Raw genomic sequence first — 14,282 nt, forward strand, 5'->3', positions numbered from 1 at the left:
CAGGCGGTAGCTGGACCTGCCCGCCTTCGCGTCCGCCGATGACGCGGCCGGACCGGCCTGGCCCTTTCCGGAGCCGCTGTCGTTGCAGCCGCTCAGCGCCACGGCCAACGTGAGGCCGCACAAGGCCGCAGGTATCGCACGAGACATCTTGCGCATACGTCATTCCCATTCCCCGTCGGCGTCCGGCGGCGAGGGACTCCCGCTCGTCGGACTTACATCGCGTTCGATCTTGGCAGAGGAGAGTGGGATGCTCCAAAAACAGGGGGCGTGAGGCAGGGTGGTGGCGGCGGGGCCACGGCCGGGGGCTGAGCCGGGCACGGGCGCGGTCGGTGGTTTCTTCGACCACGAGCCGGGGTCCGCGTGTCGGAGCGAGGCTGCTCTGCCCGGATGCCCGATCGGCGCCCATGACGTCCTCGCCTTCCAGGAGTTGCCGGTCGGCCGGGGCCGGGACCGGGGCGGGCTGCTCGGCTGGGCACGTTCTCTATGATCTTCGATCTCATCGAGGAGGCGCTCGTATGCCGTTCGGAGGACATGTGGAATTCGGAGAGCACGTGGCACGGGGCGTCGGCGAGGTCGTCGGGGAGTTCCCGGCGGACAGCGGAATCCACGCGGTGACGTTCCGCGTCGACAGCGTCGACCAGGATCCGCGGTTCCCGTACGTGGCGATCGGCTACACGACCGAGGCGGACGCCGCGGCGGCGGCGCGGCAGACGCCTGACGCCTGGGAGGCACGCTGGAGTTACGCGTTCTTCCCGCGGACGGGGCTGGAAGGGGTGAGGACCGTCGGCCGGGACCCTGACGGCGTGCGGTGGCACCGGCGGGAGGCCGAGTCCCGGGGGCTCTGGTACGAGGACGACGACGAGGCGGGCGACCGTGACGAGCGGCTGGTCGAGTGGTTCCGCGAGGTGTGCGTGGCGGCGGCCAGACGCCTCCACGACAGCGGCCGGATCGTGGCGGTGCTGGGACGGCCGGTGCCGGTGGTCCTCTACGACATGTTCGATCCGGACGCGATGTTCGAGCTGACGTCGAACGCCAATCCGGCGGGCCTGGTCGCCGACTTCATGGCGGAGGCGCCCTGACACCGAGTCACCACCGGTCTGCGTCCCGGGCATGTGGCAGCGGCGTACGGAACGTGTCACAGAGCTCCAACCGGCGGCGGCTGTCGCTTCCCCGGAGCTCCGCCGGGTGGGATGTTTACCCGCCGGAGCGGCCCGCAGCGGGCCGCGGACAGCCATCGGGGGGTCACCTTGAAGCACCTGCAGCTCGGAACCGGCAGCGGCGGCAGCGCCGGGTGGGCGCGAAGAGCCGTCAGGACGGGCGGGGCCGGCACGGCACGGCGTCGCCGGGCCGCGGTGACCGCCACCGCGCTCGCCCTGACCGTGCCGTTGACGCTCGGCGCGGCAGGAGACGCGGGCGCGGCGGCGGACCACGCCATCGTCTTCGCCCGCTACACCGCGGGAGCTCCCGTGGAGGACCTCTACGCCATCTCGCCCGGCGGTGGCGCGCCGGTCGGGCTCACCCACACCCCCACCGTCAGCGACGTGATGCCCAGTTGGTCCCCGGACGGCAAGCGGGTGGCCTTCGTACGCTACGGATCCGGTGGCGCCATCGACGGTGTCTGGACCATGAAGACCACGGGCGGGGGCCTGAAGGCCGTCCCCGGCACCAAGGGCGCATCCGACCCGGCGTGGTCCCCGGACGGCAAGCGGATCGCCTACGCCAAGCCGGTCGGCACCCAGCGCGAGATCTACGTGGCCGACGTGGACGGCACTCCCGCCACCCGGCTCACCCACACCGCGGCGGACGACCTCCATCCGACGTGGTCCCCGGACGGCAAGTACCTCGCGTTCAGCCGGGCGGACACCGGCGGACACAGCAGGGTGATGCGCATCCGGCTGTCCACTCTGGCCCAGACCGCGGTCACCGGTTCCGGCTCCCACGACTGGACGCCGGACTGGTCGCACGGGAACCGCATCGTCTTCAGCCGGGTCGACTCCTCGGGCTTCGCCCATCTCTACCTCGTCCGCCCGGACGGCACCGGAGTGCACCGCATCACCTCGGCCCGCTTCAACGACAAGTACCCGTCGTGGTCCCCGGACGGCAGCCGTCTGGTCTTCACCCGGGGCGGGGGCGATGACGCGGACCCCGAGCACCTGTACCTGATCCGCGCGGACGGCACGGGAACGACCAAGCTCACCAAGACCGACTCCCACGACATGGAGGCGGACTGGCGCCCTTGACGTACTCCTCGGTCGTCGGTCGTCGCGTGGGGGTACGGTCACCGGAGGTGCGTCGACGGTCGGATCGGTCGGCGCGCGGTAGCCACGCGGTGCTGCGCTGCGGGCGGGTGTGATGCCGGGCCGTCGGGCCGTCGGGAGGCCGCCGGTACGGCATGCGCGTGCCGGGCGGCAGGGCCCCGGTCTCACCCGGTCCCACGGAACCGGACGGCGTCGGGTTGCGCGGCGCCGCTCACAGGACCGGTGGTCGACTCCGTGGACGATGGCCCTGCGGGGGATGTGCCGGTCGTCCGGAGCAGGAGCAGGGCGATGTCGTCGGTGTACCGGCCCTGGGGCCAGCTGTGGTGGACCAGGTTGTCGATCAGCCGGACGAGATCGGACACGTCGGTGTGGGCGAGGTGGTCGGCGAGGTCGGCGGTGGCGTCACCGTTTCCGTGTCCGGGGACTTCCACCAGGCCGTCGGTGTAGAGGGCGAGCAGGGTGTTCACGGGCAGCGGCACGGTGGTGGAGGGATACAGGGCGTCGGCGTCGATGCCGAGCAGTGGGCCGGGATCGACGGCGACGGGGGCGGTACGGCCGTCGGGGCGGCGCATGAGCGGCGGAGCGTGCCCGGCGCTGGCCAGAGTGAGCTGGTGGCCGGCGAGGTCGAGGTGGGCGTAGAGGCAGGAGACGAGGAGGTCGGGTTCCACATCGGTCAGGACCCGGTTGGTGCGGGCGAGGACCTGGTCGGGAGTGGCTCCGGCGGTGGCGTGCGCGTGGACGGCGGTGCGGACCTGCCCCATGAGCGCCGCCGCGGCGGCGCTGTGTCCCTGCACGTCCCCGATGACGGCCGCTGCGGTGTGGTGGTCCAGCCGGATGACGTCGTAGAAGTCACCGCCGATGTCCATGCCGTGGCTGGCGGGAAGGTAGCGGGCGGCCACGTCCAAGCCGTCGATGCGGGACAGCCTCCGGGGCAGGAGCGCCTGCTGCAGGTCGTGGGCGAGCTGGTGTTTGGCGTCGTAGAGGCGAGCACGGTCCAGGGCCTGGGCGATCAGTCCGGCCAGGGAGGTCAGGACGGCGCACTCGTCGGCGGTGAAGGTGTGGGGCCGATCGTAGGAGAGGATGCAGCAGCCCACGGGCCGCCCCGAGACGACCAGCGGCAGGAACGCCCACGCCTGTTTGCCGCTCATCGTCGGTGCCTGCGGGTAGCTGCGGGCCATCGCGGCCGGATCGGGGAAGAAGGAGGGCACGCCGCTGGCGATGACCTGGCCGGCGGGGGTGATACCGGTGTCCAGTGGCAGGCCGTCGAGGTACTCGATGACCTCGGGCTCGTAGCCCCTGTACCCGGTGATCTTGAGTCGGCCCGCGTCGGCGACGGAGAGCACCAGGCCCTGGGCGTCGAAGGCGGGCAGGACCTCGGCTGCCACCAGGTCGACGACGTCGCGTACCCCCACGGCCTCGGTGAGGATCGCGGACAGGTGCATCAACTGGTACAGGCGGCTGAGCCCGACGGGCGCACTGGCCGTGGGGGGTCTGACGGGCGCCAGGGTCGGTGGCCGGTCGGCGAGCGCGGTCTCGATGACGCGAACGCTGATCCCGTCGTGACCGGGGAAGAGATAGAAGTCCAGCCAGGTACCGGGCGGCCGCAGGGCGTGGAAGAACACGGGCTCGTGGCTGAGGAGTGCGGTCTGGTACTTGTCCCCGTAGGCCGGGTCGTCCAGCCAGGGCAGGACCTGCCACGGCAGCCGGCCCAGCAGCGAGCCGGCATCGCGGTCCAGCAGGCGGGTGGCTCCTGACGTCACGAAGACGATCCTGCCCTCGGTGTCGAGGGCGAGGCTGCCCCCGGGCAGGCGTTCGGCGAAGCCGAGCGCGGCCTGCGGGGCGAGGGTGTGCCGGCCGTGGACATGCCTCACGCGTGGCTGCTCGGGAATGACGGGCGGCACACCGGCGGCCCTGAGCAGGCCGCTGATGCGGTGGGCGGCGTGCTCCAGGCGGGCGCGTTCCCGGCGGCCTGCGCGCGGAGAACGCCCGGCGGGCCACAACAGCAACAGGGCACCCCGGCAGGCGCCCGGTCCAAAGACGGGTGCGGCAGCCATGCAGAACCGGTAGGGCAGGGCGGCCGCCGAGCGCGGATAGCATCGGGCCAGCTCTTCCAGCCCGCCGATCCACACCAGGCGGTCCTCGCGCACGGCGTCGGCCACCGGATGCTGGGCGGCCAGCGCGATGCGCGTCCAGGGTTCGACGTACTCGGGAGGCAGGCCCCCGGTCACCACCAGGCGCAGCGCCGTCTGCTGGACGTCCAGCAGGTAGACGCCGCCGCCCGCGGCCCCGGTGCGGCGCACGACCGTCACCAGCGCTTCGTCCAGGGCCTGATCCGGCGGCCTCGCGGCGGCTCGTTCACCGTTGCGGGACATCGTCCTGCCCCGGCCGGGCTTCCAGGGTGCCCCGGCGGGTGGAGCGGGCACGGGCGGCCCCGCCACTGATGGACGGCGCCCTGCCGGCCTGCGGCCGGTCGGCCGGTACCGCCGGACGCACCGGATGGTCCTCGACAGGGGGAACGCGGGCGGCAGCCGCGCGCTGGGCGGCCTCCCCCGGCGCCCTGACGTCGCCGGTGACCACGCCGGCCAGGTATCGCTCGACCTGCGCCGGGGGCACCGAACCGACGCGGACCGGGGTGCGCCGGGCGGCCTGCGCCTTGCTCCACCACCACCGGGCCCGCCTCGTCGCCTGCCGCCGGGCTCGCCACATCGCCTGCCGCCGGGCCGGCTGCCGGTGCCTGGTGCGCCGGTACCGGCGCCCGGTACCGGCGGAACCCGCAAGAGCCGTCCCGCACCAGGTGCAGCGCGCGTCACCCATACCAGGACACTACGCCCGCACAGCGGCGACAGCGCCCTCAGCAGCCTCGACGCGGAAAGGAAGCGGACAGGTGGTTAAGAACTCCTAACGGAATGAGTACGTAGCGGGTGCTCGAAGCTTGGCGGGGCCCAAGCGGCCCCATGCGCAACCGATCGGTTGCGCATGCGCCTTCGGATGTGCAACCTTTGGGTAGCGCATCCGGATGAGATGAGGTTGCAGTGATCCCCAACACGATCGAACGCGCCATCCTGATCAGTGCCTCCAGGGAACGGGTCTGGTCCGTGCTGAGCGAGCCCGCTTTCCTCGGCCGCTGGTTCGGCAATGGAGAGCCGGTCAAGATCGATCTGCGGCCCGGCGGTCTCCTGGTCTTCGACCATGGCATCCACGGCGTCATTCCCGCTCGTATCCAGACAGTCGAGCCTCCGCGCCTCCTGTCCTGGCGGTGGTCTCAAGGCGCCGCAGGCGAGGAACCGGACGACTCGAACGCCACTCTGGTCGAGTTCACCCTGGCCGAAGACGACTCCACGGGAGGCACCCGGCTCACCATGGTCGAGAGCGGCTTTGCGCACCTCGGGCTGCCTACCGAGGAGGCCATCGACCGGCACCGCGCCAACAGTCAGAACTGGCCCGGCAAGCTCGACCAGCTGCGCGCGGACTGCGAACTGACCACGGCATGACCCGCACCACCGAGGGTGAACAGGCTCCCGATGACGTCCTGGTGGCCCTGGCCGACCCGATCCGCCGAGAGGTCTTGGCCGTCCTTGCCCGCGAAGGCGGCGCGACCTCGACATCCCTGGCGGCAAGCCTCCCCATCACCCGCCAGGCGGTGGCCAAACACCTGGCCGTCCTTGACCGCGCCGGACTGGTTCGCGCCCACCGGACCGGACGCGAGGTCCGCTACGAAGCCGACCTGCAACCACTGAGGCGGACAACGCGGTGGATGGACACCCTCACCGCCCAGTGGGAGCACCGCCTGAACGCGATCAAGGATCTGGCGGAGGGGGCCACTGGGCCCTGAACACCCGCAGCGCCGTCTCAAAGGCCCGTCGCAGTGCGGAGTCTTCTCCAGCAGATCAGTGCGCATCCCAGGGTGAGGAAGACTTCGTGGACGTCGTCGCGCATCTCCCAGCGGATCCGCAGCCGGCGGAACCAGTGCAGATGGGCGAACGCGCGCTCCACGACCCAGCGTTGGGTGCCCAGGCCGGATCCGTGCTCGGTGCCGCGGCGGGCGATCAGCGGCTTAACGCCGAGGTCCCCAACCAGACGACGGTACTTGTCGTGGTCGTAGCCACGGTCGCCCAGCACCACGTCCGGGCGGCGCCGGGGCCGGCCGCGCTTGCCCCGCACGGGCGGTACGGCTTGGAGGAGCGGGATCAGCTGGGTGACGTCGTTGCGGTTGCCGCCGGTCAAGGTGGCGGCGAGCGGGATGCCGGTGACGTCGGTGATCAGGTGGTGTTTACTGCCCGTCCTGCCCCGGTCGACAGGGCTTCGTCCCGTCTTGGGGCCCCCTTTAACGCCCGGATGTGCGAGCCGTCGACGGCCGCCCGGGAGAAGTCCAGGGCGTTCGCGCCGCGAAGCTTGGCAAGGAGGGTCTCGTGGAGCCGGCGCCACACCGCGGCCTCGGTTCACTCGGCCAGGCGGCGCCAGCAGGTCATACCGGAACCGAAGCCGAGTTCCTGCGGCAGGTGTTCCCAGGAGATCCCGGTGTGCAGCACGAACAGGATGCCCTGGAACACCAGCCGGTCAGGATGCCGCTTGCGCCCGGGATGCCGGGTCCGGCGCTCGGCCCTGGGCAGCAGCGGCTCGATCACAGCCCACAGCTCGTCGTCGACCTCCCACGGCTTCGGCCGCGCCACCCCGCACCCCCCTAATCATCAGTCCGGGAGTGATCCAACCACGCCGAAGATCATTTCGTTAGGAGTTCTAAGCGCAGCCCGACCACGGCCGGCCCGCGACGACGCCGTCCACGAAGAACTGCGCGCCGGACGGATCGGACCACGGTCCACATGGTCTGTCACACGATCCGGACGAGGGTGCCGCCGTCTTCGAGTGCGGTGACCTCGTCGGCGGCTGCGGTGGTGTCGGTGACGAGGGTGTGCAGGCGGGCGGCGGGGCCGACGTGGGCGTAGGCGGTGTGGCCGAGCTTGCTGCCGTCGGCGACGGCGACGACGCGGCGGGCGGAGGCGATGCCCGCCTTCTTCACCGCGGCGTCGTCGAGGTCGTAGGCGGTCAGGCCGTCGGCCGCGGTCAGCCCGCAGCAGCCGATGACGGCGGTGTCGAAGCGCAGGGCGGTCAGGGACGCGAGGGTGAGGGGGCCGGTCAGCGCTCCTTCGGCGGCGCGGGGTTGTCCGCCGGGCACGACCAGTCTGGCCGGGCCGGGTGTCGCGGCGAGCAGGTGGATGGCTTGCAGGGAGAGGGGCATGACGGTGACGGGCCGCTCGCGCAGGAGGCGGGCCACCTCCAGGCAGGTGGTGCCGCTGTCCAGCAGGACGCTCTCGCCGTCGGCGATGAGCGCGGAGGTCTCGGCGGCGATCCGGCGTTTGGCGTCGACCGCCTCGTGGGCGCGCAGCGCGAAGGGGGGTTCCTCGCCTCGCAGCAGCAGGGTGCGGGCCCCACCGCGGACGCGCCGCAGGACACCCTGGGCGGCGAGGGTGTCCAGGTCGCGCCGGATGGTCATCTCCGAGGCGCCGGTCAGCTCGGCGAGTTCCTGGACCGTGGCGCTTCCGGAGTCCCTGACGACCTTGGTGATCAGCCCGTGCCGGTCTGCGTTACTCATACCGGGATTGAACACCAACGGTGAAGTGAACAAAAGATCTGTTCGATGACAAGGCTTTCGAACGCATTGGATGTTCGTTACGCTGCGCCCCATGAACCGTTCCCTGCGCGCCGCCCGAGTCGCCACCTACGTCTATTTCGTCCTGTGCGGCACCTTGATGGGCGCCTGGGTGGTTCACATCCCCGCGATCGAGGAACGCGTGGGCATCAGCCACGCGACGCTCGGCGGCCTGCTGGTGCTGCTCGGACTCGGGGCCTTCCTGGGCATGCAGGTGGCGGGCCCCCTGGCCGACCGTCTCGGCACCCGCGTCGTGGTGCCCGCCGGCGGCGTACTCTGCGGCGCGACCCTGCTCCTGCCCGGTCTCGCCCGGGACCCCTGGACGCTGGCCGTCGCGCTGCTGGTCTTCGGATTCTGCAACGGCTGCCTGGACGTCGGCATGAACGCTCACGCCGTGCACGTGGAGAAGGCGTACGGCCGCCCCGTCATGTCCGGCTTCCACGCCACGTTCTCCGTCGGCGGCGTCCTCGCCGCCCTCGCCGGAGCGGGCGCGGCGAGCGCCGGCCTGAACCCGGCCGCGGGCATGGCCGCCGTGGGAGCCGCCGGCATCGTGACCGCCCTGGCCTCCGCGCGCGCCCTGCTGCCTGCCCCTCCCTCCGTCGAGAGCCCCGACTTCGCCGGGAAGAGCGGTGTGGCGCCGGGCGCCGGGCGCCGCAGCACCCCGGGCCGGGTCTGGCTGCTGGCCGTCCTGGCGCTCATGGTCATGCTGTGCGAGGGCGCCGCCAACGACTGGAGCGCCCTGCACATGCGGGACGTCCTGGGCGTGCCCGCCGCCACGGCGGCGTTCGCGTACGGCACGTTCGCCGCGGCCATGACCGTCGGCCGTCTGCTCGCCGACCGCTTCGCCACCCGGTTCGGTTCCCTGGCGGTCCTGCGCCACGGCGCGGCCACGGCTGCCGTCGGCATGACTCTGGTGGGCCTCGGCCCCTGGGTGTGGGCCGCGTTCGCGGGCTGGGCGCTGTTCGGCCTGGGGCTGTCCGGCTGTGTCCCGCAGTTGTTCAGCGCTGCGGGGCACATCGATCCCTCGGCCGCCGGAGCCAATGTCTCCCGCGTCGCCGGGCTCGGCTACGTGGGCATGCTCGCCGGCCCCGCCGTGATCGGCTGGCTGACCCGTCTCGTCGCCCTCGACCACGCCCTGCTCCTGTTGACCCTGCTGTGCGTGACCACCGCCGCGGGCGCCCGCGTCCTGCGCACCGGATCGGACCTCACCCTTCGGCGCGAGAGGGCAGCCGACAGCCACTGACCGCTTGTGCGGCACGGTCCCTGACACCCGTGCCGCACAAGCTTTCGGCGTTGCCCGTCCAGATGGCCGCCGCACGGGCGCCCGACCTGTGCAGCAGCTCCTCCGGAAGGGGCGTCCCTCGGAACGCCGTGCACGCGCCCCTGGTGCTTCCTGGGGGTGACGCCGCCAAGGTGGGACGGTTGGCCCGGACCGGCGTGATTACCCGGTGAGGCGGAGAGCTCAGCGTTTGTTGCGCCGGCGACCCACCACCGCGCCCAGTCCCAATGCCAGCACGGCGATCAGTGCCTCCACCCACACAGGCACAAAGTCAGGTGCCTTCGCCCCCGCCGCCGTCACCATCCACTCCCCGCCGGCCATGCGAACCCCTCCCGTCCGTTCAAGGAAAACCGCGTGTGGCTCAGGTACCCCGATCAGGCAGGGGCAGGGCTGCGGCGCGACTCCCTGCCGAGAAAGCTCGATGCCGAGATCGCGGACCGGGTACGCGGGTGCGGCGGGTTGCCCGGCCCGGCCGGAGCGGCAAGGGCGCGTCCGCGCGGGTGCGGGGACGCATCTGCGCCCGCACCCGGGAACCGGGCTCACCGGGTTCAGCGAGTTCAACGGTCTGTCTTCGGGGAACCGGCCGACGGCGTGGCACCGCGCCACGTCATTCCAGGAGCCGCGCACCGCGATTCCGACGTTTGCATCAGCGCTGACGGTGCAGACGAGGAGCTAACACAGTCTTTATACAGCGAGAGGGAGTCACACCATGGGCATCATCGCGTGGATCATCATCGGACTGCTCGCCGGCGCCATCGCCAAGGCCCTCATGCCGGGCAAGGACCCCGGCGGCATCATCATCACCATGCTCATCGGCATCGCCGGCGGCCTGCTCGGCGGCTGGCTCGGCAAGGTGATCTTCGGTGTCGACTCCGTCGACGGGTTCTTCGAACTCTCCACCTGGATCGCCGCGATCGTCGGCTCCCTCATCCTGCTCGCTCTGTACCGTCTCATCACCGGCAACCGCCACTCGCACCGACACGCGTGACCCACTGACGCGAGTACTGGCCGAGCATCGCCGAATGGCTCCCCCCGATCCTGCGAGGGGAGCCTTCGCCGTGTCGGAGGCTCCCGGGCCGCGGGCCGTCCGGGGAGAACGCCATCGCGGTACGGCCGACCGACGGAGGCGGGCACGGCTGCCCCCTCCCGATCCCGAACCCTTCGCACTTCGAACTCGCGACAGTTGCGACACCCACGTTGTTCCGCAAACCCAGGACGGTGAGCCGTCCGCATCTCGCCCGGGTGCAGGAGTCGGCTCACTGCCCGTCGGTGGAAAGCTCATCGTATGAGCAAGACTGCGCTGATCGTCATCGACATGATCAACACCTACGACCACAAAGACGCTGACCAGCTGATCCCCTCGGCAGAACGGGTCGTAGCGGTCTTGACCGACCTACTGCGGCGCGCACGCGATCGCGGAGTACCGGTCATCTACGTCAACGACAACTTCGGCGAGTGGCGCTCACACCATGGTGAGCTGCTCGATCGGGCTCTGGCCACTCCCCACGCCCATCTCGTCGAGCCCGTGAAGCCCGACGCGGACTCGCTGTTCGTACTCAAGGCCCGTCACTCCATCTTCTTCGAGACACCACTGCACTACCTGCTGCAGCAACAGGGTGTCGACCGCCTGGTGCTCACCGGGCAGGTGACCGAACAGTGCGTGCTGTACTCGGCTCTGGACGCTCACATCCGGCACTTCGACGTCGTCGTCCCGCACGACGCCACCGCCCACATCCACCGCGACCTCGCCCAGGCGGCACTGCGCATGATGGAACGCAACATGGGCGCACACGTGTGCGAGAGTCGGGAACTGTGGGCGTGAAGCGGGGGTGCCAAGGACCGCTGACGTGGTCCTCACCGCCCCGGCTCGGGTGCCCGCCGGGGTAACCCGGCGACGGGGCGAGGCCGGGTGCGGGAACCGGTAGGCGGTGCAGGCGTCGAACGACGGATCTCGAGGCTCGTCGCTCCACCGCTCGCACGGTTCCCGCCGGGGCCTGGAGGCCGATGACGGCGATCGCCGTGGAGGGTGAGGTCCTGCGTCCCACGGTGAGGGTCAGGCCGGTGGAGACGGGCGAGAGTGGGGAGAGGGCGGCCTGGACCAGCGGGTCCCACGGACCCCGCTCGTGTCCGGTGAGGGCACGGAACGCTCGCATGGCCGCCGCCACGCCGCCGGCTCGTTCACCCAAGTACGGGCCGACCACGGTCTCCCGTCTCCCAGCGCGCCGGACCTCATACAGCCGGTCGCCGGCGAACTGGTCACCCATGCCGTCACGTACGCCCACGGACCGGTTACGCCCACGGCCCCGTCATGCTCCACCTGCGTGTCACCTACGGTCTGATCGACACCGTGGTCGGGGGCCCGATCCCGTACTGCGACCCCACACCACGCCGCCTGCTCCCCGGTGGCTCTTGCGGGCAGTGCCGGCCCGTTCCGGCCGGTTCCTCGCGCCCCGGTCCGGCCCCGCAGCCGACTCAGTCGAGCTGTGCGCGGCCTCGGCGGCCGTAGAGCTCTCCTGCCCCCCATGATGCGCTCGCGCAGCGCCGTCCCCGTGACCGAACGGGCGGGTGAGGCAGTCGTCAGTTCTGGGTCAGCCGACCGATCTCCTGCGGGTCCAGCCCGGTGAGCTGGACGATACGGGGTGCGGGGATGCCGGCTTGCAACGCCCGGTGGACCAGGGCCTCCCAGCCGTTGGTCGTGTCCCGGAAATCGGAGAGCTGCCGTTCCATGTCGGTGATGGACGCGGGCGCGCACTGCTGCTGTACGTGCACCGCCTCCTCCTCGCTCAGGGGTACGGGAAGCCGCTCCGCGTCCTCCGGGATGAGCATCTCCGAACCGGCCGGAAGGATCCTGACCTGTTCCGAGGAGGCCTGCACCCCATGGGCGGAGAGCCAGCCCTGAACGGCCGGGGTTTCCGCGCACTCCAGGGGACCGACCGCGCCCATCGCCGCCCCCAGCAGCGGATGGCGGTCAGGGAGGAGAAACAGGTAAGCGTCATCGGCCATCGCGCAGTAAAGCCTTCCTGGTGGTAGCGGCGGGCCACTGATGCTATCGCCCACACCCAGCACCGGCCGCCTTCGCACGCCACCAGCGTTTCCACGACCTGAGAAGAGCGGTCATCGCTCTCGCCGAAGCGGGGGGCGGAGAGGATCGGGGCGCCGCCGACATGCGACGGCCCCCGCCGGGCACGTTGCTTCTCGGGCTCCACCTGCGGCCCGTAACCATCCGTCCTCATGGTCCAAGGGGAGATACGACGTGATCCTCGACAGTGAATCGGCAGCCCCGGCGGTTGTCGCCACGTCCGACGCGGCGGCACGCAAGCAACGGCTGCGCCGCCGTCTGGAGCGACTGATCGGTGTGGCTGCCACCGAGGGAAACGATCTTCTGCCCCTGCGGAACGGCGACGAGATATTCCCCGCGATGCTCAAGGCCATCCAGTCGGCCCAGTACACGATCGACATGATGACGTTCGTGTACTGGCGTGGTCAGATCGCCGGCGACTTCGCCGTCGCCCTCGCCGATCGCGCCCGGGCGGGGGTACGCGTCCGTCTGCTGCTGGACGGCTTCGGCGCCAAGCAGATCGAGCAGCGGTTGCTGGATCTCATGGATGCGGCCGGTGTGCAGGTGGCCTGGTTCCGCAAGCCCGCCTGGCTGTCACCGTTCAAGCAGAACCACCGTTGCCACCGCAAGGCTCTCATCGTCGATGAGCAGACCGCCTTCACCGGTGGCGTCGGAATCGCGGAGGAATGGTGCGGTGACGCCCGCAACCCGGCGGAGTGGCGCGACACCCACGTTCAGGTGCGCGGACCGGCCGTGGACGGCATCGCGGCAGCGTTCGCGCAGAACTGGGCCGAGTGCCACGACCAGCTCTACGACGATCGCGACCGGTTCACCGAGCACGCGCAGGCCGGCTCGTCGGTCGTCCAAGTCGTACGCGGCTCGGCCAGCATCGGCTGGCAGGACATGCAGACGCTCATCCGCGTCATGCTCACCTCCGCCGAGGAGCGCTTCCGCCTCGCCACCGCCTACTTCGCCCCCGACACCTACTTCGTCGACCTGCTGTGCCAGACCGCCCGCCGAGGGGTGCGTGTGGAGATCCTGCTTCCCGGCCCGCACACCGACCAGCGCGCCTGCCAGCTCGCCGGCCAGCACTACTACACGCGGCTACTGGAAGCAGGCGTGCATGTCCGCCAGTACCAGCCGACCATGATGCACGCCAAGATCATCACCGTGGACTCGGTCGCCTCCCTGATAGGGTCCACCAATTTCAACCGCCGGTCCATGGACCATGACGAGGAGGTCATGCTCGCCGTCCTGGACGAGACGTTCACCGCCGAACTCGACCGAGACTACGACGCGGACCTCCGGCGCAGCGTCGACATCGACCTCACCCGATGGAGACGGCGGACCATGCTCCAGCGCGCGAAGGAAGCCGCCGTCACTCCGATCCGGCACTTCCTGTGACGCGACATCGCCCCCAGCCGCGTTGTCGTCGGCTGCCGGATGCTCCACGTCGACGCCCTCCTCGGCCTTGCGGTTGCGCGCACCAAGCGCTCACAGATGCTCAGGCTTTGCAGGACGTGGGGATCTGACGAACGGCCAGTGGGCCCGGCTGGAACCGTCGCTGCCGAGGGCGTCAAGCCGGGCCGTCCGCCGGTGTGGACTCGGGAACAGCCGACAGACGGCACGCGGTGGCAGAATCGTCCTCATCGGTCACCTTGTAGCCGGGGACGGACGGCCAGCGGACCGTCAGAACCACGGACTCCTCCTCCGCGAACCAGGAGTGATCGACGCCCCGGCCCCACACGACGTAGTCCCCCTGCTCGGCCAGGAGAACACTGCGCCCGGGCAGTTCCACCCGGAAACGCCCGCTGATCAGGACCAGCAGGGCGGTGCGCTCTTCGCCGGTCACCCACTGAGCCCGCTCATCGCCCTGCGGGTGGACACCCCACTTGATCTCCACGTCCTCGCTGTGCCGAGGATCGGAGGCGTCCTTGAAATGCCCCAGCAGCCACCCCCGGTCCAGTGCCGCGTCCCTGCCGGCATTGCCCACGTACACGCTGTCGGTCATGCCTCCGGAAGGTAGCAGCCGGCTGCATC

General features: G+C 70.8%; 14 protein-coding genes and 1 pseudogene. 8 read left to right on the forward strand and 7 right to left on the reverse strand.

Going from position 1 to position 14,282, the window contains the following annotated elements:
• The first annotated feature begins 515 nt into the window (after window positions 1-515).
• Entirely contained in the window at window positions 516-1,079 is a 564-nt protein-coding gene (locus ACZ4VF_RS34750; protein ID WP_467931021.1) for a hypothetical protein, read from the forward strand.
• Window positions 1,080-1,247: 168 nt separating this feature from the next.
• On the forward strand, window positions 1,248-2,240 hold the full coding sequence (locus ACZ4VF_RS34755; RefSeq protein ID WP_467931023.1) for a hypothetical protein: 993 nt from the start codon (window positions 1,248-1,250) through the stop codon (window positions 2,238-2,240).
• 182 nt (window positions 2,241-2,422) lie between these two features.
• Here ACZ4VF_RS34755 and ACZ4VF_RS34760 read toward each other — a convergent pair whose 3' ends face one another.
• Together ACZ4VF_RS34760 and ACZ4VF_RS34765 are read right to left on the reverse strand one after the other, a co-directional pair.
• On the reverse strand, window positions 2,423-4,630 hold the full coding sequence (locus tag ACZ4VF_RS34760; RefSeq protein ID WP_467931024.1) for a SpoIIE family protein phosphatase: 2,208 nt from the start codon (window positions 4,628-4,630) through the stop codon (window positions 2,423-2,425).
• Complete coding sequence (locus tag ACZ4VF_RS34765; protein ID WP_467931025.1) at window positions 4,614-5,072, reverse strand: hypothetical protein; 459 nt, start codon at window positions 5,070-5,072, stop codon at window positions 4,614-4,616. The genes ACZ4VF_RS34760 and ACZ4VF_RS34765 overlap by 17 nt, the downstream gene beginning before the upstream one ends.
• Before the next feature lie 218 nt (window positions 5,073-5,290).
• Between ACZ4VF_RS34765 and ACZ4VF_RS34770 the strand changes: the two genes are divergently transcribed.
• Both ACZ4VF_RS34770 and ACZ4VF_RS34775 read left to right on the forward strand, forming a co-directional pair.
• A complete protein-coding gene (locus ACZ4VF_RS34770; protein WP_467931027.1) occupies window positions 5,291-5,749 on the forward strand; it encodes an SRPBCC domain-containing protein in 459 nt (152 codons plus the stop codon).
• Window positions 5,746-6,090 (forward strand): ArsR/SmtB family transcription factor, encoded by a 345-nt coding sequence (locus tag ACZ4VF_RS34775; protein WP_467931029.1) that lies wholly within the window; start codon window positions 5,746-5,748, stop codon window positions 6,088-6,090. Before ACZ4VF_RS34770 ends, ACZ4VF_RS34775 begins: the two co-directional genes overlap by 4 nt.
• A 17-nt stretch (window positions 6,091-6,107) precedes the next feature.
• Here the strand turns inward: ACZ4VF_RS34775 and ACZ4VF_RS34780 are convergent.
• Together ACZ4VF_RS34780 and ACZ4VF_RS34785 are read right to left on the reverse strand one after the other, a co-directional pair.
• Window positions 6,108-6,928: pseudogene (locus ACZ4VF_RS34780) on the reverse strand (IS5 family transposase).
• Window positions 6,929-7,086: 158 nt separating this feature from the next.
• The gene (locus ACZ4VF_RS34785) at window positions 7,087-7,848 is read right to left on the reverse strand and encodes a DeoR/GlpR family DNA-binding transcription regulator (RefSeq protein ID WP_467931030.1); all 762 of its coding nucleotides are present in this window, start codon (window positions 7,846-7,848) and stop codon (window positions 7,087-7,089) included.
• Window positions 7,849-7,939: 91 nt separating this feature from the next.
• On the opposite strand from ACZ4VF_RS34785, the gene ACZ4VF_RS34790 reads away from it, so the two are divergent.
• Window positions 7,940-9,148, forward strand: a complete 1,209-nt coding sequence (locus ACZ4VF_RS34790) for an MFS transporter (protein WP_467931031.1) — start codon at window positions 7,940-7,942, stop codon at window positions 9,146-9,148.
• A gap of 219 nt (window positions 9,149-9,367) precedes the next feature.
• Here the strand turns inward: ACZ4VF_RS34790 and ACZ4VF_RS34795 are convergent, their stop codons facing one another.
• Window positions 9,368-9,505, reverse strand: coding sequence for a hypothetical protein (locus ACZ4VF_RS34795; RefSeq protein ID WP_467931032.1), 138 nt, complete (start codon window positions 9,503-9,505; stop codon window positions 9,368-9,370).
• Window positions 9,506-9,893: 388 nt separating this feature from the next.
• Between ACZ4VF_RS34795 and ACZ4VF_RS34800 the strand changes: the two genes are divergently transcribed.
• Both ACZ4VF_RS34800 and ACZ4VF_RS34805 read left to right on the forward strand, forming a co-directional pair.
• Window positions 9,894-10,172: a GlsB/YeaQ/YmgE family stress response membrane protein gene (locus ACZ4VF_RS34800; RefSeq protein WP_467931034.1), complete on the forward strand. Its 279-nt coding sequence runs from the start codon at window positions 9,894-9,896 to the stop codon at window positions 10,170-10,172.
• 297 nt (window positions 10,173-10,469) lie between these two features.
• Entirely contained in the window at window positions 10,470-11,006 is a 537-nt protein-coding gene (locus ACZ4VF_RS34805) for a cysteine hydrolase family protein (RefSeq protein WP_467931035.1), read from the forward strand.
• Window positions 11,007-11,761: 755 nt separating this feature from the next.
• On the opposite strand, the gene ACZ4VF_RS34810 is transcribed toward ACZ4VF_RS34805, so the two are convergent.
• On the reverse strand, window positions 11,762-12,187 hold the full coding sequence (locus ACZ4VF_RS34810; protein ID WP_467931036.1) for a DUF6003 family protein: 426 nt from the start codon (window positions 12,185-12,187) through the stop codon (window positions 11,762-11,764).
• A 250-nt stretch (window positions 12,188-12,437) separates the two neighbouring features.
• On the opposite strand from ACZ4VF_RS34810, the gene ACZ4VF_RS34815 reads away from it, so the two are divergent.
• Window positions 12,438-13,646, forward strand: a complete 1,209-nt coding sequence (locus ACZ4VF_RS34815) for a phospholipase D-like domain-containing protein (RefSeq protein ID WP_467931038.1) — start codon at window positions 12,438-12,440, stop codon at window positions 13,644-13,646.
• Between the two features lie 172 nt (window positions 13,647-13,818).
• On the opposite strand, the gene ACZ4VF_RS34820 is transcribed toward ACZ4VF_RS34815, so the two are convergent.
• The gene (locus tag ACZ4VF_RS34820; protein ID WP_467931039.1) at window positions 13,819-14,253 is read right to left on the reverse strand and encodes a cupin domain-containing protein; all 435 of its coding nucleotides are present in this window, start codon (window positions 14,251-14,253) and stop codon (window positions 13,819-13,821) included.
• Window positions 14,254-14,282: the final 29 nt, after the last annotated feature.

It is taken from the genome of Streptomyces sp. NPDC029151, from assembly GCF_055564315.1.

What these genes read in the sequence shown, in the direction of transcription:
- ACZ4VF_RS34765 (WP_467931025.1), bottom strand. Translation starts at nt 5,072, where the DNA reads ATGGGTGACGCGCGCTGCACCTGGTGCGGGACGGCTCTTGCGGGTTCC.
- ACZ4VF_RS34775 (WP_467931029.1), top strand. Translation starts at nt 5,746, where the DNA reads ATGACCCGCACCACCGAGGGTGAACAGGCTCCCGATGACGTCCTGGTG.
- ACZ4VF_RS34800 (WP_467931034.1), top strand. Translation starts at nt 9,894, where the DNA reads ATGGGCATCATCGCGTGGATCATCATCGGACTGCTCGCCGGCGCCATC.
- ACZ4VF_RS34805 (WP_467931035.1), top strand. Translation starts at nt 10,470, where the DNA reads ATGAGCAAGACTGCGCTGATCGTCATCGACATGATCAACACCTACGAC.
- ACZ4VF_RS34820 (WP_467931039.1), bottom strand. Translation starts at nt 14,253, where the DNA reads ATGACCGACAGCGTGTACGTGGGCAATGCCGGCAGGGACGCGGCACTG.
- ACZ4VF_RS34795 (WP_467931032.1), bottom strand. Translation starts at nt 9,505, where the DNA reads ATGGCCGGCGGGGAGTGGATGGTGACGGCGGCGGGGGCGAAGGCACCT.
- ACZ4VF_RS34810 (WP_467931036.1), bottom strand. Translation starts at nt 12,187, where the DNA reads ATGGCCGATGACGCTTACCTGTTTCTCCTCCCTGACCGCCATCCGCTG.
- ACZ4VF_RS34760 (WP_467931024.1), bottom strand. Translation starts at nt 4,630, where the DNA reads ATGTCCCGCAACGGTGAACGAGCCGCCGCGAGGCCGCCGGATCAGGCC.
- ACZ4VF_RS34750 (WP_467931021.1), top strand. Translation starts at nt 516, where the DNA reads ATGCCGTTCGGAGGACATGTGGAATTCGGAGAGCACGTGGCACGGGGC.
- ACZ4VF_RS34790 (WP_467931031.1), top strand. Translation starts at nt 7,940, where the DNA reads ATGAACCGTTCCCTGCGCGCCGCCCGAGTCGCCACCTACGTCTATTTC.
- ACZ4VF_RS34785 (WP_467931030.1), bottom strand. Translation starts at nt 7,848, where the DNA reads ATGAGTAACGCAGACCGGCACGGGCTGATCACCAAGGTCGTCAGGGAC.